The following is a 22,156-nucleotide window of genomic DNA, read 5'->3' on the forward strand; positions in this document are numbered from 1 at the left end:
CTCTGCAGAGCAACAGTCTTAGCGCTCTAACGGCATCAGATGTTTGCCGAACAAGTGATTTTTATGGACCTCACCCTGAAACTCATAATGAGGTGATCCTTTCATCGCATACCCTTGGCGCGGATAAAACCCCAGCGCACGCTCGTTACCGACCCAGACCGTCGCCCAAAGCAGTGAAGCATGGTGGGCGGCGGCGTGCTGCTCGGCAGCCTTGAGCAATAAGCGTCCGGCACCGCGCCCGGTGAAACGCTCTTGCACATAAAGGCGCTGCAACTCAGCGGCAGTGGAGATGCCCAGCATCGGGTGATCAGTGCGTAAGGTGACCTGAGCAAAGCCGATCAGATGGCCGTCTGACTCTGCCACCGCAATAAGTGTTCCAGGCTCGGCAAGCAGGCGCGCAAAGGCCTGAGGAGAGAACGCGTCGAGGGCTTCGCGGGCGATGGACTCCCGAATGCCCTGCGTCGCGTAGGTGTCGAGAAAAACCTGTATGCCGAGCGCGCTGAGGCAGACCGTGTCTGTGGCAGAGGCCTCACGCAATGTGATGGTGTGGCAAGGAGTGGCGTTCATTACATCAGTTGACCCGGGGGCCGAGGGCTTGAACCCGGATCATACCCGACAGGCAGGCCTGGCACGCAAGCCAGGCCGCCAGCCTCAGCGTCCGGTCATGAGCGACTGCAGACGAGCCTGAGCTTGCTGAGCGTTTTTGCCTTGCTCATTCAGCTCTTGCAGCAATTTGTTGAGTTCTGTCTGTACTACCGGGTCCTTGACGGTAATTGCCGAACCCGAGATATCGATTTGCGACTTGTGCGCCTGAACGTAATCAGCAACCTTCAAGCCACTGGCAAAAGTACCTTTGATCTGTGGCAGTACTTCACGGAACGTGTTCGCCGGTACGCTGACCGTGCGGTCATAAGCCTTGTCGTAGACAACTTTCAAATCATCAGGCTGCTTCAGTTTCGCGTGTGCAGCATCTGCCTTTCCCTGCTCGACAGTCAGTTTTTCACCGACTTCATCAAGGCCTGTCTGCACCGCAACCAGGTCTGCACGACGCTCAAGGACATCGCTGACCGACCGAAACGAACCCTTCTGCATCAAGCCACTGAGTGGCTGCACCGCAGTATCCATGCCGGCTCCGAAATCTGAAATCACAGCATAGTGGGAGCTGTAATCGCCGAAGGCTTTTTTCTCGTCGTCCGTCAGCTTGGGTACATGCAGGCCAGGCTTGTCGATAATGCGGGTTTGCAGGAACTGAGTGAACGCGGTGCGCTGCTCAGGCTCCTTGTCGCCACAACCAGCCAGCAACAAGGGTAACGCGACAGCCAGCAACAAGCCTGGACGGAAAAGGGACTTCATGTCATGAACCTCCGAGATCATAAGAATGCCTGTTCAGCCAAACCGCTAACTGAACATACGCGTGCTTATAGTCTCGCAGTGACATCATCTAGTTCCGTGATGACTGAAAAGATAGGGCACAACACTGTTCCCACATGCGGTCAGAGCGTCGACTTGCCAGCAGCGGGAGCAAGTGCCACTGGCGTCGCAATCAGACGCGAATCAAGGCGTTCTGGAAGTGTGTACATGGCGCCCGTCAGTGGATCGACGATCAACATTCCGATAAGGCCACCGAACACGATATTGCCCCAATACCAGCCGTCTATACCGGAATTCAGCGTCTGCATGTTGCTGGCGTATCCATCCTTGCGGAAAGTCACTTTGTACAATTCGCCATCGAAGTAGCCAGCACCGGCGCGCAAGGTGACCTGATCAGGCGTAACACCGGAATAAACCGACACACCGCTTTGATTGACGATTTCGTAGGCAGCCCCGGAGGGGCTGGACGTGATCGATACCGGGTATTTCGAGTCGCTGACGATGCTGGCACAGCCCGTTACCGCCGCAGCAGCCAGGATGACCGAGATTTTCATGAATGTAGCCAAACGCATTTCGCAGCTCCGTTGCCTGAATTTAACGAAATGATATCACGATGATATTATTTTCATAAGAATCTTTTAATGATCAGCACGTTAGAGGGGCTTTGCTGCTGAGCATCAGGTCACGCGCTGCGTTTACGTCGCTTCATTTGAGCCCAGTTTCAAAGGTGCGCAAAAAAGTTCCTTAACAATTCTTCATGTGATGAACCGTTTCAGCGGCTAGCCTTTACTGGACCAGCAACGTGAACAACAGGAGTCAATCACGATGTTTGCACACGAGGGCCTAGGCCTGATTCTTATCTCCATCGTCTTTCTGCTTGGAGCGATTGCGATGTTCATCCACCCATTTCATGCGCTGGGAAACTGGTTCAGGAAGAGAAAGCAGGAGCGAAAATCCAGGTAATACCCTTTTTGACGGTTGGCGTTATTCCCCGTCAGCAGGCAGCCCGGTGATGCCGGGCTACCTGAGAAAACCTCTCTCTTGATACTCCGCACTACTATTGACACCGCGACTATTGACACCGCGACAGGCATTGATGCACTGATCAAGTGCAAAATTAGAGAAATAATCCTCAGGCAAAATATAGCTGCAGTGTTTTAGTGCATCTAAGCCCAAGTTAATACTCAACGTATCAACCTGAACACAAATAATATCAAAACAATATCAGTACACCGATATGGGCAACGCACCCTCTGCATTAGTTGCAGATTTAGATAACAGGCTCTCGAAAATTCGCCACCGCCTATAGCCAAGTGTTTCCAGTATGGTACTCTTTTGAAATTCTTTGATATTGAAATAGTGGCAACTAGCTAATAATATCGCGCACAGAATGTCCCAACTAATTTGCCACTAGTGCTTGCAGGGCAGTCATGACCAGTCAATTATTCAATGCAACCGAGCGCCTCCGGAAAGCAGTTGAACATCATGCGCTACCCCCGGCGCGCGTGCTTGATTTCGGCAAATGCAAAGCCAGCCGCAAGGGCCCGGTGTTCCTCATCGGGTCAGGCAGTTCGGCCAGAGACTTCCCGATAAGGGAGTTTGCGGACGTTCCCATGATTACCATGAACGGTGCGTTCTCGATGTTTTCGGGAACCTGCATCAAACCGTTTTTCTATGTTTGCTCCGATAGAGATTTCCCCAATCAACAACCCGAGCTTTTTGCCGCAGCCATGCGTGCCAGTGAAAACGTCGGCCTGTGGGAAGACCAACTTAGAACTGGCATCGCAAAACCCGCCGGACGTGCCTATGCATTGAAGAAGTCACCGCCGGTGTCGACAGTGGCAGCTCTGTGCTCACGAGAAGAGGCATTGGTCAGAAAGCTGTCGCTGTGGAGCAGCCGCAGCAGAGGCATCGGTTTCAGCAAGAACCTTGAATTGGGTTTCTTCGACGCCCGTACAGTCATGTACCTGGCGCTACAGCTGTCCTGTCACCTTGGTTTCGAGAAAGTATTTCTGGTCGGCTTCGATTTGAACCAGTCTGCTGGTCGCTTCTATGAGAGACCTGGCGACAAGTGTTCACCGTGCGGTCTGGATCAACACTACGAATCAAGAATTCTGCCATCTCTCGAACTGATGGCAAAGCATGTAGTGTGCGACGATTTTCAAGTGTTCAACCTGTCCGAACAATCTCGAGTGCCCGGTGAGATGATCCCGAAACTGAGTATCGATGAAGCCAGGCGCATGCTCAGCGGCATGGACATCGAACAGATGTAACTAAAGACAGCAGCGACGTTGCCGCTGAAACACGTTGCCCAAGCGGGCATCGACATTGCGCAGAATCCGGATATCAGGCGCAGACCGCCATACACCTGACGCCACACCTATGCGACAATGCGCGCCAATGTCTGGCATGAACCCCCACATTCATATCCCGGCAACGCAGTCATGGCAGGCTGACGTTGCTGTCGACGTATGCCCGTTGGATCAGCTCATGCTCAGGCGGAGCAAGCTGAACAGCTACGGCCAGTACCCCAAGCGGTACGCGCTGCTGACCCCGGCGCTCCTCCAGTTATTGCCCAAGTTATTGATAGGTAAAGTAATTGATCTCCACAGCTAACATCACGATGCAGTTCGGCCCCAAACCCTTGTTCGAGAACGTCTCGGTCAAGTTCGGCGCCGGTAACCGTTACGGCCTGATTGGCGCTAACGGCTGCGGTAAATCCACCTTCATGAAAATCCTCGGTGGCGACCTTGAGCCTTCGGGTGGTCAGGTGATGCTGGAGCCGAACGTGCGTCTGGGCAAGCTGCGCCAGGATCAGTTCGCCTACGAAGAATTCACTGTTCTCGACACCGTCATCATGGGTCACGAAGAGCTGTGGAAGGTCAAGGCCGAGCGCGACCGTATTTACTCGCTGCCGGAAATGAGCGAAGACGACGGCATGGCCGTCGCCGAGCTGGAAACCGAGTTTGCGGAAATGGACGGTTACACCGCCGAGTCGCGTGCCGGTGAATTGCTGCTGGGCCTGGGTATCGGCATCGAGCAGCACAACGGCCCGATGAGCGAAGTATCGCCCGGCTGGAAGCTGCGCGTACTGCTGGCTCAGGCACTGTTCTCAGACCCGGAAGTGCTGTTGCTCGACGAACCGACCAACCACCTGGACATCAACACCATTCGCTGGCTGGAAAACATCCTGACCCAGCGTAACAGCCTGATGATCATCATCTCCCACGACCGTCACTTCCTGAACAGCGTGTGCACCCACATGGCTGACCTGGATTACGGCGAGTTGCGCCTGTTCCCGGGCAACTACGATGAATACATGACGGTGGCCACCCAGTCGCGCGAGCAACTGCTGTCGGACAACGCCAAGAAGAAGGCGCAGATCTCCGAACTGCAATCGTTCGTCAGCCGTTTCTCGGCCAACGCATCGAAAGCCAAGCAGGCCACTTCTCGTGCCAAGGCAATCGACAAGATCCAGCTGGCTGAGGTCAAGCCTTCGAGCCGTGTCAGCCCGTTCATCCGTTTTGAACAGACCAAAAAGCTGCACCGCCAGGCGGTCATCGTTGATCGCATGGCCAAAGGCTTCGACGGCAAGACGCTGTTCAAGGATTTCAGCTTCCAGGTTGAAGCAGGCGAACGTGTTGCGATCATCGGCCCGAACGGCATCGGCAAGACGACCCTGCTGCGCACCCTGGTCAGTGAGCTGACTCCAGATGCTGGCACTGTGAAGTGGACCGATGCAGCAGAACTCGGCTACTACGCTCAGGACCACGCCCACGACTTTGAAGATGACTGCACCCTATTCGACTGGATGGGCCAGTGGACGCAAGGCGGTGAGCAAATGGTACGCGGCACGCTGGGCCGCATGCTGTTCTCCAACGACGAGATCCTCAAGTCGGTGAAGGTGATTTCCGGTGGTGAACAGGGCCGCATGCTGTTCGGCAAGCTGATCCTGCAAAAGCCGAACGTACTGATCATGGATGAACCCACCAACCACCTGGACATGGAATCCATCGAAGCGCTGAACCTGGCGCTGGAGAACTACCCAGGCACGCTGATTTTCGTCAGCCACGACCGCGAGTTCGTGTCTTCCCTGGCCACCCGCATCATCGAGCTCAGCCCAAGCGGCGTGACCGACTTCAGCGGCACCTACGACGACTACCTGCGCAGCCAGGGCGTATCGTTCTAAGCCCTGACAGCCTGCGACACCCCGAAAGCCCTGTCTTCTGACAGGGCTTTTTATTTTCAGCCAGGCTACTGGCCTGGCTGGCTAAGCATCTCGATCCACAGCGCGCCCTTGCCCGACGGTGCTTCGCTGACCCGCTGCAAGGCTCCGTCCGAGGCAATGGCATAACTGCCGACCTTATCGCTTTTTTCGCCACTGACCAGCAACCAGCGTCCGTTGGGGGACACAGCGATATTGCGCGGCTGTTGTTCCTGGACCGGATAGTTTTCAACAAACGTCACCTTGCCACTGGCAGGATCAACCTTGAAGACCGACACGCTGCTGGTGGTCCGCTCACTGGTGAACAGCCACTTGTCATTCGGCGCCAAACGTATGTCCGCAGCCCAGATGCGCGGCGTAGGGTCATCCTTGAGATCATTGTTGCGTGCATCGCGGGCCTGCCCCGGCGCCAGGTTCAAGCGCTTTGGAATGCCTGCTGCCTGGCTGGTCTGCTTCAACGCTCCGGTTTTCCGGTTTATCGCAAAGGAGGTGACGGTGCCGCTCATTTCGCCCACTACGTACAGAAATCTGCCGTCGGACGAGAACGCGAGATGGCGCGGACCGGTATTCTCGGGAACTGCGACAAAGCCTTCGCCAATGGGCACGAGCTTGCCGTCCTTGGGCTCAAGCCGATATTGCAGGACGCGATCGACCCCGAGATTGCCTGCGTAAACGAAGCGATTGCTCGGGTCGGTGCGTACCGAATGCGCATGCATGCCGGTCTTGTAGGTCTGAATACTGTCGCTCGGGCGATGCTGCGCATCGATAGGCTGAACACTGAGCAGGTCAGCGCCATAAGAAGCGCCGAACAGGAAGCGCCCACTGCGATCAGTCGAAAGGTACGCCAGACTCTCCGCCAGTGGTGCCTGACTCAGCGCTTTCAGATGCCCCGTTACAGGCTCAATGGAGAAGCTCAGCACCTTATAAGGCTTTGCACGCAGCGCAGCAAACAATGCCTTGCCGTCAGGCGAGATGGCCATCGGATTGACCTGGTCACCCGCCTTTGTCTGCTCCACGAGGCTGAGTGCCCCGCTTTGCTCGTCCAGCCGGTACTGAGAGATCAGTCCATCAGCCGGGCTGGAAATGTAAGCGAAGGTGGAAGCCTGAACAGGCAAACCGAACGTACAACCGACTGCTGCAGCCAGCATCAGGGTTTTTCTCATGACGGACCTTTTTATTGTTTTGGTGTGATTTGGTTTACAGCGTGATCAGTCATCCTATGACCACTTCTGTTTAACAGCAACTGCATCATGATGCCTCCGGGTCTGGCTGAAAACGTTAGCCTGCTTTCATTTTTTGGCTCCGCGAGCCATGATGAAGCACTCCCACCGCCGCCAGCGAAGAGTCCAATGCCTGTCGCGCAACCCGGTTCCATGACGGTCACTTTGCAGATTGTTTCCATCGTCTTCTACACCTTCATCGCCTTTCTGTGCATCGGCCTGCCGATCGCAGTAATGCCAGGTTATGTCCACGAGCAGTTGGGCTTCAGCCCGCTGGTTGCCGGTCTGACAATCGCTTCGCAGTATGTGGCTACGCTGCTGAGCCGGCCCTTCGCCGGACGGGCGACGGACACACTGGGCAGCAAGCGTTCGATCGTATTCGGGCTGTGGGGCATCGGCATCAGCGGTGCTCTGACACTGCTGGCCACCCTGCTCCAGGAATTTGCAACAGTCAGCCTGTCGATTCTCATCGTCGCGCGACTGTTTCTGGGCGTGTCGCAAGGTTTGATCGGGGTAGGCACCATCAGTTGGTGCATCGGCAAGGTCGGCCCGGAGCACACTGCCCGGTCCATCTCATGGAACGGTATTGCTTCCTATGGCGCCATTGCCATTGGTGCGCCGTTGGGGGTGGTGGTCATAAAGGCTGTGGGTTTCAACAGCCTGGGAGTCGCCTTGATAGCCATGTCGGGTCTGGCACTGTGGCTGATTCGCCACAAACCGTCAGTGCCGATAATAACTGGCGAGCGGCTGCCCTATTGGTCAGTATTCGGCAGAATCGCGCCCTTCGGACTGGGTCTGACGTTGTCCTCTATCGGCTATGGCACGCTGACCACGTTCATCACGCTGTTTTACCTGAGCCGAGGCTGGGAAGGAGCCGCCTACTGCCTGAGCATGTTCGGCGTGTGCTTTATCCTTGCGCGCCTGCTGTTTATCGGAGCTATCAATCGGCTTGGCGGCTACAACGCAGCCATTTTGTGCATGGCTATTGAAACGTGCGGACTAGTGATGCTTTGGCTGTCATCGAGCAACGGCATGGCCCTGGCTGGCGCCGGATTGACCGGTGTGGGGTTGTCGCTGGTTTATCCGGCACTGGGCGTAGAAGCCATCAAAAACGTACCAACGCCCAGTCGCGGCGCAGGGCTGAGTGCCTACGCAGTGTTCTTCGACCTGGCACTGGCAATTGCAGGCCCGCTCATGGGCGCTATCGCCCTGGGTCAAGGTTATGACTGGATATTTTTCTATGCCTCGCTGCTTTCGTTGTGCGCACTCGGCCTGACCCTCTGGCTGTCCCGCAAAGCCAGTCGGCAACCTTACGGGGATATGCATGGGTGATGTTATGGAATAAGATTTTTGCTTTTTGTTCCGATAGTTAGCAGATAAAACCGAAATAACGCCACCGGTCGGTCAAGTTCTTGACGTCCTCATGAACAGCTTCTTGACTTGGTGCTGCAAGCCTCGACAAAAGGCTCGCCAAGCCGTCGTCGCGCGCATTCATGCGACGGCCAAATGTGTGGCAGTTCGGCGCTTCCCCTTCTTCAACGGCCTCTCTGTCCGCTCGACCGGGAGAGCCGTCATGAGATTCTGCAGTCGTCCTCTGTGCCATACCCGCAATGTTCTGCCCGCTTTTATTCTGGCGGTCATACCACACCCTGCTGAAGGGGCCTGCAATCTCGCCCCAACTGACAATAATCCGATTCAGCTGTGCGAAAGCGGCACCAGTGGCCCTTATACCGACGTGAATTCAGCTTCGCATAATCTGGTGTTCCCACAGGCCGGCACAGCGACCGTCAATGGCAATATCAATTACGGGGCGCAGGCAGACCGCATAGAAATGGCGTCAGGTCGGGTCTTTGGCAGCGTCAATCAGGGCGCAGGTGGCGATACATTTCTGTTTTACAGTGGCGAGATCACCGGTGAAATAAGCCAGGGCGCCTCTCCCGACACTTTCACCATGACCGGTGGCACGTTGGGTTCACTGGCTCAGGGCGACGGGCTGGACACCTTCCTGATGACCGGGGGCACGATTATCCGCGCGTTCGAGGATGGCGACCGGGCTGTCATGACCGGAGGCAGTATCGGCCGGGTGGACATGAAGCTCGACAATAACGTATTCGAATTGTCGGGCGGCAGCATCACTAACAACCTTGTGGCGGGCTTTGGTCAGGACACGATTATCGTGTCGGGCGGGAGTATCGGTGGCGCGGTCAGCGTCAGCGGTGGTGATGACAGGATATCCCTCAGCGGTGGGGAAATTCGCGGCGAGGTGCGCACCAGCTTTGGCAATGACCGTTTCGAGTGGTTGAGCAATGGCTACGTGCGCAACAGTGTGTTGATGGCAGATGGCAACGACACAGCGCGGCTTTACAACCTCAGCGAATACCTGACCAACTCCAATCCGCTGCTGGACGGTGGCCTTGGCGACGATGTTCTGACGTTTGACAGCACAACGCTTTCCCACCCGAATCGTTATCCCGCCTGGGAAACAGTCAATCTCTTCAACGGGTCACAACTGGACATGGTCGGAACACTGACTCTCGGCGATGACCTTAGCCAGACCGGTATCCTGAATATCGACGCCACCAGCACCCTGCGCTCAACATCCGGCAGCATTGTCGCATTCAACGCCGCTTCCCGTGCGAACCTCGACAACGCCGGGACGCTTGACCTGACCGGCAGCGGCAGCGGCAGCTCGGTAACCGATACCCTTACCATCAACGGCAACTACTTTGGTCGGGCTGGACGGTTACTGCTGCAGTCGACGCTGGGAGACGAAAATTCGCCCAGCGATAAACTGGTGGTGTCACAGGGCACCATCGGCGGTACGACCAGCATGCTGGTCAGCAATATCAATGGTCTGGGGGCACTCACCCAAGGCAACGGAATAGAGGTGGTGCAGGCGACCCGAGGCGCTACCAGCGAGGCGACTGCATTTTCGTTACAAAACTCGCTGTCCGTTGGTGCGTATGACTATTACCTTTTCAAGGGTGGCGCTACGGAGGGCAGCGAAAACAGCTGGTTTCTGCGCTCGGTAGTGATTGCACCGCCTCTGCCCGAAACGCTGCCACCGAGCGAATCTGTTCCTGGGCCGGACCCTGCGCCCATAGCGGAACCATCACCCCCGACAATGCCCGCCTCCCCTCTACCAACCGAACCCGCCGTGCCCCCGGCACAACCGCCACCCACTCCTCCCATACTCGCACCTGCACAACTTCCGGCAACAACTCTTCCCGTAGCGGCAATCGGCACGCCATCGCTGCCGGAGCCGATTCGCGGCGCGGCCCCTGTGCCGCTGTACCGACCGGAAGTCGCCAATTACGCGATTGTCCCGCCCGCCGCAGCGACGCTGGCGCTGACTTCGCTGGGCACCTTCCATGAGCGACAGGGCGATCAAAGCCTGTTGACACAATCCGGGGCAGCTACGGCTGGCTGGGCGCGGGTGTTTGGCAGTGACTTCAAACAGCAGTGGTCAGGCACGGTCAGCCCCGGCCTGGACGCATCGCTCAAGGGCTATCAGATCGGCCATGACGTGTACGCCTGGTCGCTCGATGCACAGCGGACCCTGCGGGTCGGTCTGTTCGTCGCCCAAAACCGCCTGGGCGGCGAGGTGCGGGGCTTTGCCGGTGGTTTTCACAAGCGGCAAACCGGACGGATAAAACTGCGTGGCGACAGCGTAGGCGCCTACTGGACACTCTCAACGCTTGCCAACGGTTACATCGATGCGCTGGTGATGAGCACGCGCCTGGACGGCTACAGTCGCTCTGACCGAGGCCTGCGCATCGACACTGATGGTCATGCGCTGAGCCTGTCCCTGGAAGCCGGTTACCCGCTTGCACTGTCATCGCGATGGATCGCCGAACCGCAGGCGCAGATCATTCATCAGCGCATTGATCTTGATGATCAGCACGACGGTATTGCACGGGTGGGTTTTGACAGCCAGCCCTACAACACCGGGCGACTGGGCGTACGATTCAAGGGCCGATACGCGATGGCAGGCATGCCAATCGAGCCCTACCTTCGGGTCAATGTCTGGCGCAATGAAGGGGGGCATGACACGGTAATATTCGATCACACACAACGCGTCAGGACAGCCCACCGATCAACGACGGGCAGCCTGGGCGCAGGAATAGTCATCAAAATCGCCAATGAAACCAGCGTGTACTGGAGCGCGGATTACAACCGTGATCTGGACAATCAGGTGTTCAACGGAATAAACGCCAGCCTGGGGGTCAGGCTGGCGTGGTAGCGCGGAGGAATGATCGGACGTGCCAGGTCCGACCTTACTCAGTTGTTTGCGGGCTTTAGAATCAGCACAGCAAGTGGTGGCAAGTTCAGAGTAACGGACGCCGACAGGCCATGAGCAGGCTCGTCTTCGCTGATCACCTCACCGCCGTTACCTAAGTTGGAGCCTGCGTACGTTCCGGAATCGCTGTTCAGCAGCTCTGTCCAGGCGCCCTGCACAGGCACGCCGACGCGGTAGCCCATACGTGGCACTGGTGTCATGTTGACCACCACCAGAACCGGGTCGCCTTCGCGGCCCTTGCGCAGGTAGGCAAATACGCTATTGGCCTTGTCGTCACCGATCAGCCACTGGAAACCGGCCGGATCGGAGTCGAGTTCATGCAGCGCCCTTTCATCGCGGTATAGCTTGTTCAGGTCAGTGACCAGCTGTTTGACGCCGACATGCTCGGCATACTGCAGCAAATACCAGTCAAGCTCCCGATCGTGGTCCCATTCACGCCATTGACCGAACTCGCAGCCCATGAACAGCAGCTTCTTGCCCGGATGAGTCCACATGAAGGACAAGTACGCACGCAGATTGGCGAACTTCTGCCAATGGTCGCCAGGCATCTTGTCGATCAGCGAATGCTTGCCGTGGACCACTTCATCGTGCGAGATCGGCAGCACGAAACGTTCCGAATAGGCGTACACCAGGCTGAACGTCAATTCGCCGTGGTGGTGCTCACGGTGGATAGGATCCTGCTCCATGTAGCGAAGCGAATCGTTCATCCAGCCCATGTTCCACTTGTAATTGAACCCGAGACCGCCTTCCTGGGTCGGCCTGCTGACACCGGGCCATGCAGTGGACTCTTCGGCAATGACCATCGTGCCCGGTGCTTCCAGCGCAACAACGTCATTGAGGTGACGCAGAAAATCGATCGCTTCAAGGTTTTCGCGGCCGCCATGCCGATTCGGCACCCACTCGCCAGCCTTGCGCGAATAGTCGCGATACAACATCGAAGCCACGGCATCCACCCGCAGGCCGTCGATGTGGTAATGCTTGAGCCAGTGCAGTGCCGAGGCCAGCATGAAGCCATGAACCTCAGTACGGCCCAGGTTGTAAATCAGCGTGTTCCAGTCCTGGTGGAAGCCTTCCTTAGGGTCCACGTACTCATACAGAGCAGTGCCATCGAACTGCGCCAACCCGTGCGTATCGGTCGGAAAGTGCGCAGGCACCCAGTCGAGGATGACGCCGATTTCTGCCTGGTGGCAGGCATTTACAAATGCTGCGAAGTCTTCAGGTGAACCGTAGCGTGCCGTCGGCGCGAACTGGGCCAGTAACTGGTAGCCCCACGAGCCACCAAACGGGTGCTCCATGATCGGCATCAGCTCGATATGGGTAAAACCGAGTTTCTTGACGTAAGGGATCAATTGGTCCGCGAGCTCGCGCCAATTGAACTGACGCCATTGACCTTCTTCGTTCTGCTCCATGCGCCAGGAGCCTGCATGCAGCTCGTAGATCGACATCGGCGCCGTGACTGCGTGGCGTCCCTCGCGCGATTTCAGCCACTCATCGTCATGCCACTCGAACTGCAACGGCGCGGAAATTTTCGACGCAGTGTCAGGCGGCAGCGTGGTAGCGAGTGCCATCGGGTCGCTCTTGAGCGGCAAAATTCCGTGGGCACCCAGGATTTCATATTTGTAAACCTCTCCCGGCTGCAGGCGCGGGACAAATATCTCCCATACCCCAGTGGGATGCCGCAGACGCATTGGGTGACGTCGGCCGTCCCAGCTGTTGAAGCTGCCGACCACAGACACACGGCGCGCGTTTGGCGCCCAGACGGCAAAACGCACACCGGCGACGCCATCAACCGTGGTCACTTGCGCACCCAGACAGCTGCTCAGATCACGGTGATTGCCTTCGGCAAACAGGTACAGGTCCATCTCGCCCAACAACGGGGCGAAGCTGTAAGGGTCTTCGGTGATCTGCTCACCGCCGGCCCAATTTATTTTCAGCAGGTAAGGCTGCGGCTGCTCGAGATGGCCCACGAAAAAACCCGGGACCTCGCTCATCTCCATTTCGCCAAGTTCTCTACCGTCATCCCTTGCCAGCAAGCGTGCGCTCAGGGCGCCGGGCAGATAGGCTCGGACAAACTGACCGCTTTCACCATCGCCATGCGGACCCAGGATCGAAAACGGGTCACGATGTTCAGCACGGATCAGCGCATCCAGATCTACGGCAGCGGGGATCGCGCGGCGACCCTTGGCGGTTTTTTCAGGCGCATTCATATTGGCTCTCCATCAGACGGTTGCAGCAACCCACGCAAGCCTTGCAAGGGAACGGCCAGCCACGCTGGGCGATTCTCGGCTTCGTAGATCACTTCATAAGCGGCTTTTTCCAGGGTGAACAGTTCCAGTGCAGCGTCCTCCCCTTTTGCATCCTTCCAGGAATGGGCCATCTCGGTGGTTGCCGAGCGATAGCCTTCGATGAAGGCGGCGCGGGCCTGCGACAGGTAAGTTTCGGCGACACGCTTGCGCGCCGCTGCCGCTTCCGGCGATGTGTCGACACTTTGCGCACTGCGTACGGCCATCGCCGCCGCATAGTCGAAGGAGCGAAGCACGCCACTCACATCCTTGAAAGGGCTGTGCTTGGCGCGACGCTCTTCAAGCGCACGAGCCGGCTCCCCTTCGAAATCGATCAGGTAGGCATCGCCCTTGACCACCAGTACCTGCCCCAGGTGCAGATCACCATGTACGCGGATACGCAGGCCGCCGGCAGAGCGTTTGGCAAGGGTGTCGATACGCTGACGAATCTGCTTGCGATGCGCCAGCAAATCACTGACCAGCTGCTGATCGTGTTTTTCCAGATCGCCCTTGCGCTGCTCGAGCAACTGCAAAGCGCGCTCAAGCTGAGCGTTGACGCTGGCAGCAGAGGCCTTGCTGTCCGGTACGCTGGTGACTTCAACGGCAAAGTCCGGGTTATCAGTAGGCGCGGCGAGGATCTGGTGCATTTCACCCAGGCGCTGGCCCAGGCTGCGTGAAAAGTCCGCGAGCTCCAGCAGGGCGTTGTAATGCTGTTCCTGACCAGACACGCCATGCGCCAGCTCGTCGCGGACCGCACGTTCGAGGTTGTTCTGAGTCCATTCCCAAGCATCGCCCTGATTGCTCAGATAGCCTTGAGCAATCATCAAAAGATTCGGCTTGCCGTCGTTACCGACGCGCACCAGCGATCCCAGCAGTGGCGAAATATTCTTGAAACCGGCCTGAGTAAGGAAGGCGCCCATCTCCAGCTCAGGGTGCGTCCCGGCACTGACCTTGCGGATCAGCTTGAGTACCAGGCTGCTGCCTACCACCACCGAACTGTTGGACTGCTCGGCGGACAGATAGCGAACTTCCGACTCGTTGTTCAGACCCAACGGTGCCAGCTGCGAACTTTGTTCAAAACGCAGCTCACCATCGGCACACGGAATCACGGTGTCCGACTGCATGCCTTGAATGACTGCACGAATGAAGGTTTCCAGCGTGAAGCCATCGGTGATCAGGCCGACATCGCGGTTGCGGCGAACCCTGGCGAGCGCCAGCTGTTGCGGCAGTGCGCTACTGATGTCGTCTTCGGCCAACAGACCGAATGGCAACTGATAACGCTCGGTCTGGCCATCTGCCGTAACCTCGATCTCGCTGAGCAAAACCGGATGAGCTTCGTCGCCAAAGCGTACTGCGTAGGCGATCCTGACCTGCTCGATGGGCTTGTCCTTGCCACCGAACCAGCGGCGTTTGGGCAAGTAATTAGCCAGCGAGGTGTTTTCCATGGTGCCGCGCAGCGGCTCGTCGAGCAATTCTTCAAGATGCTTCTTGAGCACCAGGGTCGGAAAGTCCGGCATGCTTTGCGCGGGTTCAATGTGCCAACTGGGCATTTGATTCTCCGGGGCCAATAGAAACCAATAAAAACCATACGGTGGGAGCGTGAGTAGATAGCTCAACTGACCGATAGGCGGAAACGCACTGCCGCCGAGCATCTCTACCGGAACCGTGCCCGCGTAAGCAGACAGTTCCAGCTCGGCCGCTTGCGCAGCGCTGGACATGTTGGCCACACACAGCACGATCTCGTTGTGACCATCGGGAGCGGTGTATTCGCGGGTATAGGCAAGAATCCGCCGATTCGACGGCGAGAGCATTTTCAGCGTGCCGCGGCCAAACGCCTTCTGCTGCTTGCGAACAGCCAGCATGCGCCGGTTCCAGTTCAGCAGCGAATGCGGGTCGCGCTCTTGACTCTCGACGTTGACTGACTGAAAGCCATACATCGGGTCCATGATCGGCGGCAGCACAAGGCTGGCCGGATCGGCACGCGAGAACCCGCCATTGCGGTCGATGGACCATTGCATCGGCGTGCGCACACCGTCCCGGTCGCCCAGGTAAATGTTGTCGCCCATGCCAATCCCATCACCGTAGTACAGGGTTGGTGTACCCGGCATCGACAGCAGCATGCTATTGAGCAATTCGACGCGACGGCGGTCACGATCAACGAGTGGCGCCAGTCGGCGGCGAATACCCAGGTTGATACGCGCGCGGCGATCGGCGGCGTAATAATTCCACAGGTAATCCCGTTCACGGTCAGTAACCATTTCGAGGGTCAGCTCATCGTGGTTACGCAGGAAAATCGCCCATTGGCAGTTTTCCGGAATCTCCGGCGTCTGGCGCAAGATGTCGGTGATCGGAAAGCGGTCTTCCTGCGCCAATGCCATATACATGCGCGGCATCAAGGGGAAGTGAAACGCCATGTGACATTCGTCACCGTCCGGCCCTTTGCTGTCGCCGAAATACAGTTGCGTGTCTTCCGGCCACTGATTCGCCTCGGCCAGCAGCATGCGGTCCGGATAGTTCGCGTCGATCTCGGCACGAATGCGTTTGAGCACCTGATGGGTCTCCGGCAGGTTCTCGTTGTTGGTGCCATCACGCTCGATCAGATACGGGATGGCATCCAGCCGCAGACCGTCGATGCCCAGGTCCAGCCAGAAGCGCATGACTTCAAGTACCGCTTCCAGGACGTGCGGGTTGTCGAAGTTGAGGTCCGGCTGATGGGAGTAGAAACGGTGCCAGAAATACTGCCCCGCCACCGGATCCCAGGTCCAGTTCGAGGTTTCGGTGTCCAGAAAGATGATCCGCGTACCGTCGTATTTCTGATCGGTATCTGACCAGACGTAGAAGTCCCGCGCCTTGGAGCCAGGCTTGGCATTGCGGGCTTTCTGAAACCAGGGGTGCTGGTCCGACGTGTGATTGATGACCAGTTCGCTGATCACCCGCAGGCCACGCTTGTGCGCCTGGGCAATAAAGCGCTTGGCGTCGGCCATAGTGCCGTAGTCGTCGTGGACGTCCCGGTATTCGGAAATGTCGTAGCCATCATCCCGGCGCGGCGACGGATAGAACGGCAAAAGCCAGATCGTGTTGACGCCTAGAGCAGCGATGTAATCAAGCTTTTCAATCAGGCCTGCAAAATCGCCAATGCCGTCGTTATTGGCATCGAAAAACGATTTCACATGGACCTGATAAATCACCGCATCCTTGTACCAGAGCGGGTCTTTGATAAATGTCGCTTCACCGGGTTTCTTAGCCATTGCTGACTCCTTGGGAGTATTACTGCGAGGCCTGGATACGCCAGATTCCGAAAGGTTGCGACGGGTCGAGACGCGTGTGCTGGTACTTGCCATACCAGGTCCAGCGATGACCGGTCATCAAGTCTTCGCCAGAGGTCGCGGCATCGTCGGCCAGGCCCATTTCCCAAAGAGGCAACTCAAAATCCGCTTCCTGCGCGTTGTGCGGATCAAGATTGATGGCCACCAGAACAAAGTTGCTGCCATCGGCAGAACGCTTGCCAAAGTACAGAATGTTGTCATTCCAGGCGTTGTACAGCTTCAAGCCCAAGTGGGTCTGCAGCGCCGGGTTCTGTCTGCGAATGCGGTTGAGCTGAGCTATTTCGGCGATGATGTTGCCGGGCGCGGCATAGTCACGAACGCGGATCTCGTACTTCTCCGAGTCCAGATATTCTTCTTTACCGGGGATCGGTGCGGCTTCACATAATTCGAACCCTGAGTACATGCCCCACAGGCCTGACCCCATGGTCGCGAGCGCAGCACGGATCAAGAACCCGGCCCGGCCGGAATCGTGCAGGAAGCGCGGATTGATATCCGGTGTGTTGACGAAGAAGTTCGGGCGATAGCAATCGCGCCACGGCACGTCGTTGAGTTCAGTGAAGTATTCCGACAACTCGGCCTTGGTGTTTCGCCAGGTGAAGTAGGTGTAGCTCTGGGTGTAGCCGACCTTGCCCAGGCGCGCCATCATTGCTGGCTTGGTGAACGCTTCGGCCAAGAACATCACTTCAGGGTGCTGGCTGCGCACTTCCCCGATCATCCACTGCCAGAACGGCAACGGCTTGGTGTGCGGGTTGTCGACGCGGAAAATCTTCACGCCTTCCTTGACCCAGCCCAGCACGATGTCACGCAGTTCAAGCCACAGGCCTGGAATGGCATCGGGGGCATAGAAATCGACGTTGACGATGTCCTGATACTTTTTCGGCGGGTTTTCTGCATAACGAATGGTGCCGTCCGGACGCCACGAGAACCAGCCCGAGTGCTGCTTGAGCCAAGGGTGGTCCTGTGAGCACTGAATGGCAAAATCCAGGGCGATCTCAAGACCGTGATCAGCTGCAGCTTTGACCAGGTTGCGGAAGTCTTCGCGACTGCCCAACTGCGGATGGATGGCTTCATGGCCGCCATCTTCACTGCCGATTGCATACGGGCTGCCCGGATCATCAGGGCCTGCAGTCAGAGAGTTGTTAGGCCCCTTGCGGTGGGCGCGGCCGATCGGGTGGATCGGCGGGAAATACAGCACGTCGAAACCCATGTCGCGAATCATTGGCAGACGCGAGTGGACGTCGTTGAAAGTACCGTGACGTGACTTGTCGTCTGTCATCGAACGCGGAAACAACTCATACCAACTGGCGAACTGCGCCAGCTCGCGCTCGACATCCAGGGGGAACTCCACGCTGCGGCTCAAAAACGCCTGATTGTCTGCCTGCTTCATCAGGTTCGCGGTGTCGCTGTGCAACAGCAGCGCTACCTTCTCGTCGCTGTCGGATTTTTCAAGCCGCCCTACCAGGTCTTCGATGTGCTGACGCTGTTCACCCTGACTGCGCTCTGCAGCATGCACCAGATGAATACGCCCTTCTTCCAGCTCCAGTTTGATGGACACACCGGCGCCGAACTTCTTTTCCAGTTCGTAGCGATAGCTGCCAAATTGGTCGATCCAGGCTTCAAGGCGAAACACATGGCGGCAGACAGATGTCGGGGTGAACTCACCGATCCAGCTGTCGTTGCCCAGTTCGCGCATGGGGGCCGTGTGCCAGTATTCTTCATCGGCAGCGCGCCAGCGAATGTTGACCGCCATCTTGTCATGCCCATCGGCGTAGACCTTGCTGGTGACCGTAACCGCTTGCCCGGTGATTGCCTTCGCCGCAAACAGCCCACCGTCAATGACCGGCGACGTGTCTTCGATCACGATGCGGGGCAATTGCAGCGCTTGGGTAAGAGACAAAGGAAGGGTTGGGTGCGGGACATCGGTGGCCAGAGAATCCGGACCGTATGGCTGTTCATTCATCGAGCATCACTCCTCACGCCCCAAGGACGCTCCTGTGCATTCCATGCAATGGAAAAATTGACGGTATGGCAGCAGATGATCTAATTCAGCTGCCTAGGTTCCGAGCTGTCAACGAAAGTAAAGTTCAAAGGTTTTACGGTTGTTTGACCGGTGTGTCGAGGTGTGGGGTCAAGGTGCGAGCGAAGTGCGCTCGGGAAATCGGTGAGCAAGTGCGATAGGTAAAACGATTGAATCATCAATACGCAGCGGCAGTCGAAAGCTGCACCCACAAGGAGGCTGATGCCATGACGTTACCCAACCCGACAGAAGTGCCAGAGCCGAACATCGATGATCCCATCCTGCCTGATCCGCCGCCTGAGCAGAAACCGCCTCCATCGACACCTCCCCCCAACGAAACTCCCGTGGGCGACCCGCCAGCCAATGCGCCGCCCGTCGTGGTGTGAGCCGTATAAGGCAGTGCGATGGTGCCTGTGTTTCAAGCACAGGCGCCCTCAGCGCCCTCCCGCCACATCGATGAACGTGCCCGTCGCATAGGACGCCTTGTCCGATAGCAGCCAGAGGATGGCTTCGGCCACTTCTTCTGCGGTGCCGCCACGGCCCATTGGCAATGCCCCCTCCAGCTTGCTGACGCGGAACGGATCGCCGCTCAGGGCGTGAAAGTCAGTAAAGATAAAGCCCGGCCTGACTGCGTTGACACGAATGTTCTCCCCCGCCACTTCTTTGGACAGCCCGATGGTGAAGGTGTCCAGCGCGCCTTTGGAGGCGGCGTAATCAACGTACTCGCCAGCCGAACCCAGTCGCGAGGCCAGCGAGGACACATTGACGATGCTGCCACCGTGCCCGCCATGTCGAGGCAGCATGCGCAGCAGGGCGTGTTTACTGCACAACATGGGGCCGACCACGTTGTTCATCATCATCTTGAGCATGCGAAACTCGGACATATCCTCGACCCTCGAAGCCTGGGCCAGAGTGCCTGCGTTGTTGACCAGATGAGTGACATGACCAAGTTCCGAGTCGACTCTGGCAAACAGCCGCATTATTTCATCTTCGTTGCTGACGTCGGCCTGCACGGTGATCGCGTGCGCGCCCAGCGCTCTGACCTGCCCGGCGGTCTTTTCCGCCGAGGCGTGGTCGGACAGGTAGTTGATACAGATCCGGTAGCCCTGAGAGGCGGCAAGACGCGCAGTGGCGGCGCCGATCCCGCGCGAACCGCCGGTGATGATGAGGACTTTTTCCATGGGCTTTCTCGTATTTTTTCTGAAGCCGGCGTTGAGGCGCAGTGGACACCTGCACGTTCGCCAGACTCCGCTGATCGTGCCAGCCTTTGTCATCCAGCGCCATCAAAGCGTGTCAGAAAACCTCTGCCTGCCATCGTCAACACCGGAGGCGCCCTTGGCTTCGGTTGCCCGGATCTCGTCGAGAAACTGCTGCGCAGGCAAAGGGTGACCGAGCAGGAAGCCTTGCAGAGCGTGGCAGCCCAGGTGGGTCAGAAAGCGCTGCTGCACGGCGGTTTCCACGCCTTCGGCGACGATTCGCAGGTTCAATGCCTGGCCTACGGCGACGATGGCCGACACGATGGCAGCGTCGTCGGTGTCGTGCTCAAGATCACGCACGAACCCTCGATCGATCTTGATTTCATTGGCCGGTAGCCGCTTGAGATACATCAGGCTGGAGTAACCCGTACCGAAATCATCGATCGACAGGTCAACGTCCATCTCCGAAAGCCTTTTCAGCACTGCCAGGCTGACATCAGCGTCATGCATGGCGGTGGTCTCGGTAATTTCCAGCGTCAGACAGTTGGCCGGAAGCTGATGGCGGTCCAGGGTGTCAGCTACTGCCGTGACCAGCCCGGAATGGCAGAACTGCAAGGCCGACAGGTTCACCGATATGCGCCAGTGAGGGTAACCCTGGGTGTACCATTCGCGCATCTGTCTACAGGCTTCGTCCAGCACCCATTCGCCGATCTGGATGATCAGGCCGGTCTTCTCGGCCAAACCGATGAACAGGTCCGGGCCCAGCAGACCGCGTTGCGGATGGTTCCAGCGCAACAGCGCCTCTGCCCCGACCGGCAAGCCGCTCAATGCGTCGAATTTGGGTTGGTAGTACAGACAGAAATGCTTCTGCTTGAGTGCCACGCGCAAGTCCTGCGACAGCTGAAGCTGGTTGAGTGCATTGCTGTTCATCGAGGCATCGAAACAACTGAAACCGTTCTTGCCCGCTGACTTGGTGTGGTACATGGCCGCATCGGCGTTGACCAGCAGTTCGTGCTGCGTCACGCCATTGCCAGGATAGACGCAGATACCGATGCTCAACGAAATCTGCAGTTGATGCCCGCCAATTTCGAAGGGATGACTGATCACGCTGACCTGGCGTGCAGCGACCAACGTTGCTTCCTGGGGATCGTTCAGCTCGACCAGTAGCACGAACTCATCGCCCCCGACCCGAGCAAGCGTGTCCTCGCGATGCAGGTTCTCGCGCAGCCGCATCGCCACCTGTCGCAGCAGCAAGTCGCCGACATGATGGCCAAAAGCATCATTGACCGGTTTGAAACCGTCCAGATCCATGAACATCAGCGCAAAACAGCCGCCCTGCTCCCGGGTCTTCTGCATCGCATGCTCTATACGGTCGGTCAGCAGCACGCGATTCGGCAAACCTGTCAGTTTGTCGTGCAAGGCCAAGTGGGTCAGTTCCAGGTTCGCCTGAGTCAGCGAATTCGCGAGCACCGCAGTGCGCGCCTCCAGGTGGGAGTCAAGAAGGCAGGTCAGCAAGGTGATACTCAGCACTGCCAGGCTGGTGACGAGTACAAGGGGGTTGAGATCATCCGCACTCACACCGCTGCTCCATGCCCCGCAGAAGCTGCCATCGGCAAAGTGGGCAGCGGCCATACCGGTGTAATGCATGCCGACGATGGCCACACCAAGCACCACCGCTGCTGCAGTTCGAGCCAGATAGACGCGCGGTCGTTGCTGGCGAAGCATGAAGCCCATCCTCAAGCCGGCGGCCGATGCCAGGACGGCAATGATCAGAGACAGGATCAGCCATCCCGTGTCGTACTCGATGGCAGGCTGCATGCGCATTGCCGCCATGGCGATGTAATGCATCGAGCTGATACCGAGACCGAGCAGCAGTGCGCCCAAGCACAGCGGCAGTGCGGTCAGCTGCCGCTGGCTCACCAGCCACAAGGCAAATCCGGATGACAGGATTCCGATTACCAGAGAACACAACAGCAGCGCAATGTCATACGCCAGCTCGAACGGCAGCGCGAACGCCGACATGCCGATGAAATGCACGGACCACATACCGACGCCCATTGCAAACGCACCGCCTGCGATCCACACATACAATGTCTTGCCGTTGGCAGAGACGATTCGCCCTGCAAGATCGAGTGAGATATAGGACGCTAGTACCGCAACAACGACGGAGATCATGACAAGCGAGGGGGTGTAACTGCCAATCAACATAAACGCACCTG

At 57.7% G+C, this 22,156-nt stretch carries 14 protein-coding genes; 5 read left to right on the plus strand and 9 right to left on the minus strand.

All coding sequences use genetic code 11. The features are described 5' to 3' along the window. Nucleotides 1–18: 18 nt before the first annotated feature. The 3 genes from ALO43_RS25545 to ALO43_RS25555 all read right to left on the minus strand — a co-directional run bounded on the left by ALO43_RS25545 (nt 19) and on the right by ALO43_RS25555 (nt 1,943). A complete protein-coding gene (locus ALO43_RS25545; RefSeq protein WP_024690040.1) occupies nt 19–567 on the minus strand; it encodes a GNAT family N-acetyltransferase in 549 nt (182 codons plus the stop codon). Between the two features lie 84 nt (nt 568–651). After that, nucleotides 652–1,353 carry a DUF3053 domain-containing protein gene (locus ALO43_RS25550; RefSeq protein WP_024690039.1) on the minus strand — a complete coding sequence of 234 codons (702 nt, stop codon included), beginning with the start codon at nt 1,351–1,353 and terminating at the stop codon, nt 652–654. A gap of 140 nt (nt 1,354–1,493) precedes the next feature. Beyond that, the gene (locus tag ALO43_RS25555; RefSeq protein WP_005892883.1) at nt 1,494–1,943 is read right to left on the minus strand and encodes a hypothetical protein; all 450 of its coding nucleotides are present in this window, start codon (nt 1,941–1,943) and stop codon (nt 1,494–1,496) included. An 858-nt stretch (nt 1,944–2,801) separates the two neighbouring features. On the opposite strand from ALO43_RS25555, the gene ALO43_RS25565 reads away from it, so the two are divergent. Together ALO43_RS25565 and ALO43_RS25575 are read left to right on the plus strand one after the other, a co-directional pair. After that, complete coding sequence (locus ALO43_RS25565) at nt 2,802–3,644, plus strand: hypothetical protein (protein ID WP_054998333.1); 843 nt, start codon at nt 2,802–2,804, stop codon at nt 3,642–3,644. Between the two features lie 326 nt (nt 3,645–3,970). Beyond that, entirely contained in the window at nt 3,971–5,560 is a 1,590-nt protein-coding gene (locus ALO43_RS25575; RefSeq protein ID WP_005892888.1) for an ABC-F family ATPase, read from the plus strand. Between the two features lie 65 nt (nt 5,561–5,625). Here the strand turns inward: ALO43_RS25575 and ALO43_RS25580 are convergent, their stop codons facing one another. Further along, on the minus strand, nt 5,626–6,759 hold the full coding sequence (locus tag ALO43_RS25580; protein WP_054998334.1) for a lactonase family protein: 1,134 nt from the start codon (nt 6,757–6,759) through the stop codon (nt 5,626–5,628). A gap of 186 nt (nt 6,760–6,945) precedes the next feature. On the opposite strand from ALO43_RS25580, the gene ALO43_RS25585 reads away from it, so the two are divergent. Both ALO43_RS25585 and ALO43_RS25590 read left to right on the plus strand, forming a co-directional pair. Further along, nucleotides 6,946–8,148 carry an MFS transporter gene (locus ALO43_RS25585; RefSeq protein WP_054998335.1) on the plus strand — a complete coding sequence of 401 codons (1,203 nt, stop codon included), beginning with the start codon at nt 6,946–6,948 and terminating at the stop codon, nt 8,146–8,148. 241 nt (nt 8,149–8,389) lie between these two features. Next, nucleotides 8,390–11,059 carry an autotransporter family protein gene (locus ALO43_RS25590; protein WP_054998336.1) on the plus strand — a complete coding sequence of 890 codons (2,670 nt, stop codon included), beginning with the start codon at nt 8,390–8,392 and terminating at the stop codon, nt 11,057–11,059. 38 nt (nt 11,060–11,097) lie between these two features. On the opposite strand, the gene glgB is transcribed toward ALO43_RS25590, so the two are convergent. Genes glgB through ALO43_RS25605 form a run of 3 tightly spaced genes read right to left on the minus strand, consistent with a single transcriptional unit; the run spans nt 11,098 to nt 18,684 of the window. Continuing rightward, the gene (glgB, locus tag ALO43_RS25595; protein WP_054998337.1) at nt 11,098–13,323 is read right to left on the minus strand and encodes a 1,4-alpha-glucan branching protein GlgB; all 2,226 of its coding nucleotides are present in this window, start codon (nt 13,321–13,323) and stop codon (nt 11,098–11,100) included. Further along, on the minus strand, nt 13,320–16,646 hold the full coding sequence (treS, locus tag ALO43_RS25600) for a maltose alpha-D-glucosyltransferase (protein ID WP_054998338.1): 3,327 nt from the start codon (nt 16,644–16,646) through the stop codon (nt 13,320–13,322). The genes glgB and treS overlap by 4 nt, the downstream gene beginning before the upstream one ends. Nucleotides 16,647–16,665: 19 nt before the next feature. After that, nucleotides 16,666–18,684 carry an alpha-1,4-glucan--maltose-1-phosphate maltosyltransferase gene (locus tag ALO43_RS25605; protein WP_005892899.1) on the minus strand — a complete coding sequence of 673 codons (2,019 nt, stop codon included), beginning with the start codon at nt 18,682–18,684 and terminating at the stop codon, nt 16,666–16,668. 284 nt (nt 18,685–18,968) lie between these two features. Here ALO43_RS25605 and ALO43_RS30995 point away from each other — a divergent pair, with 284 nt between their 5' ends. Further along, nucleotides 18,969–19,127: a hypothetical protein gene (locus ALO43_RS30995; RefSeq protein ID WP_005892900.1), complete on the plus strand. Its 159-nt coding sequence runs from the start codon at nt 18,969–18,971 to the stop codon at nt 19,125–19,127. Nucleotides 19,128–19,175: 48 nt separating this feature from the next. On the opposite strand, the gene ALO43_RS25610 is transcribed toward ALO43_RS30995, so the two are convergent. Beyond that, nucleotides 19,176–19,922 (minus strand): SDR family oxidoreductase, encoded by a 747-nt coding sequence (locus ALO43_RS25610; RefSeq protein ID WP_005892901.1) that lies wholly within the window; start codon nt 19,920–19,922, stop codon nt 19,176–19,178. A gap of 102 nt (nt 19,923–20,024) precedes the next feature. After that, a complete protein-coding gene (locus ALO43_RS25615; RefSeq protein ID WP_054998339.1) occupies nt 20,025–22,145 on the minus strand; it encodes a putative bifunctional diguanylate cyclase/phosphodiesterase in 2,121 nt (706 codons plus the stop codon). Between the last annotated feature and the right edge of the window lie 11 nt (nt 22,146–22,156).

This window comes from Pseudomonas tremae (assembly GCF_001401155.1).
GTDB lineage: Bacteria > Pseudomonadota > Gammaproteobacteria > Pseudomonadales > Pseudomonadaceae > Aquipseudomonas > Aquipseudomonas tremae.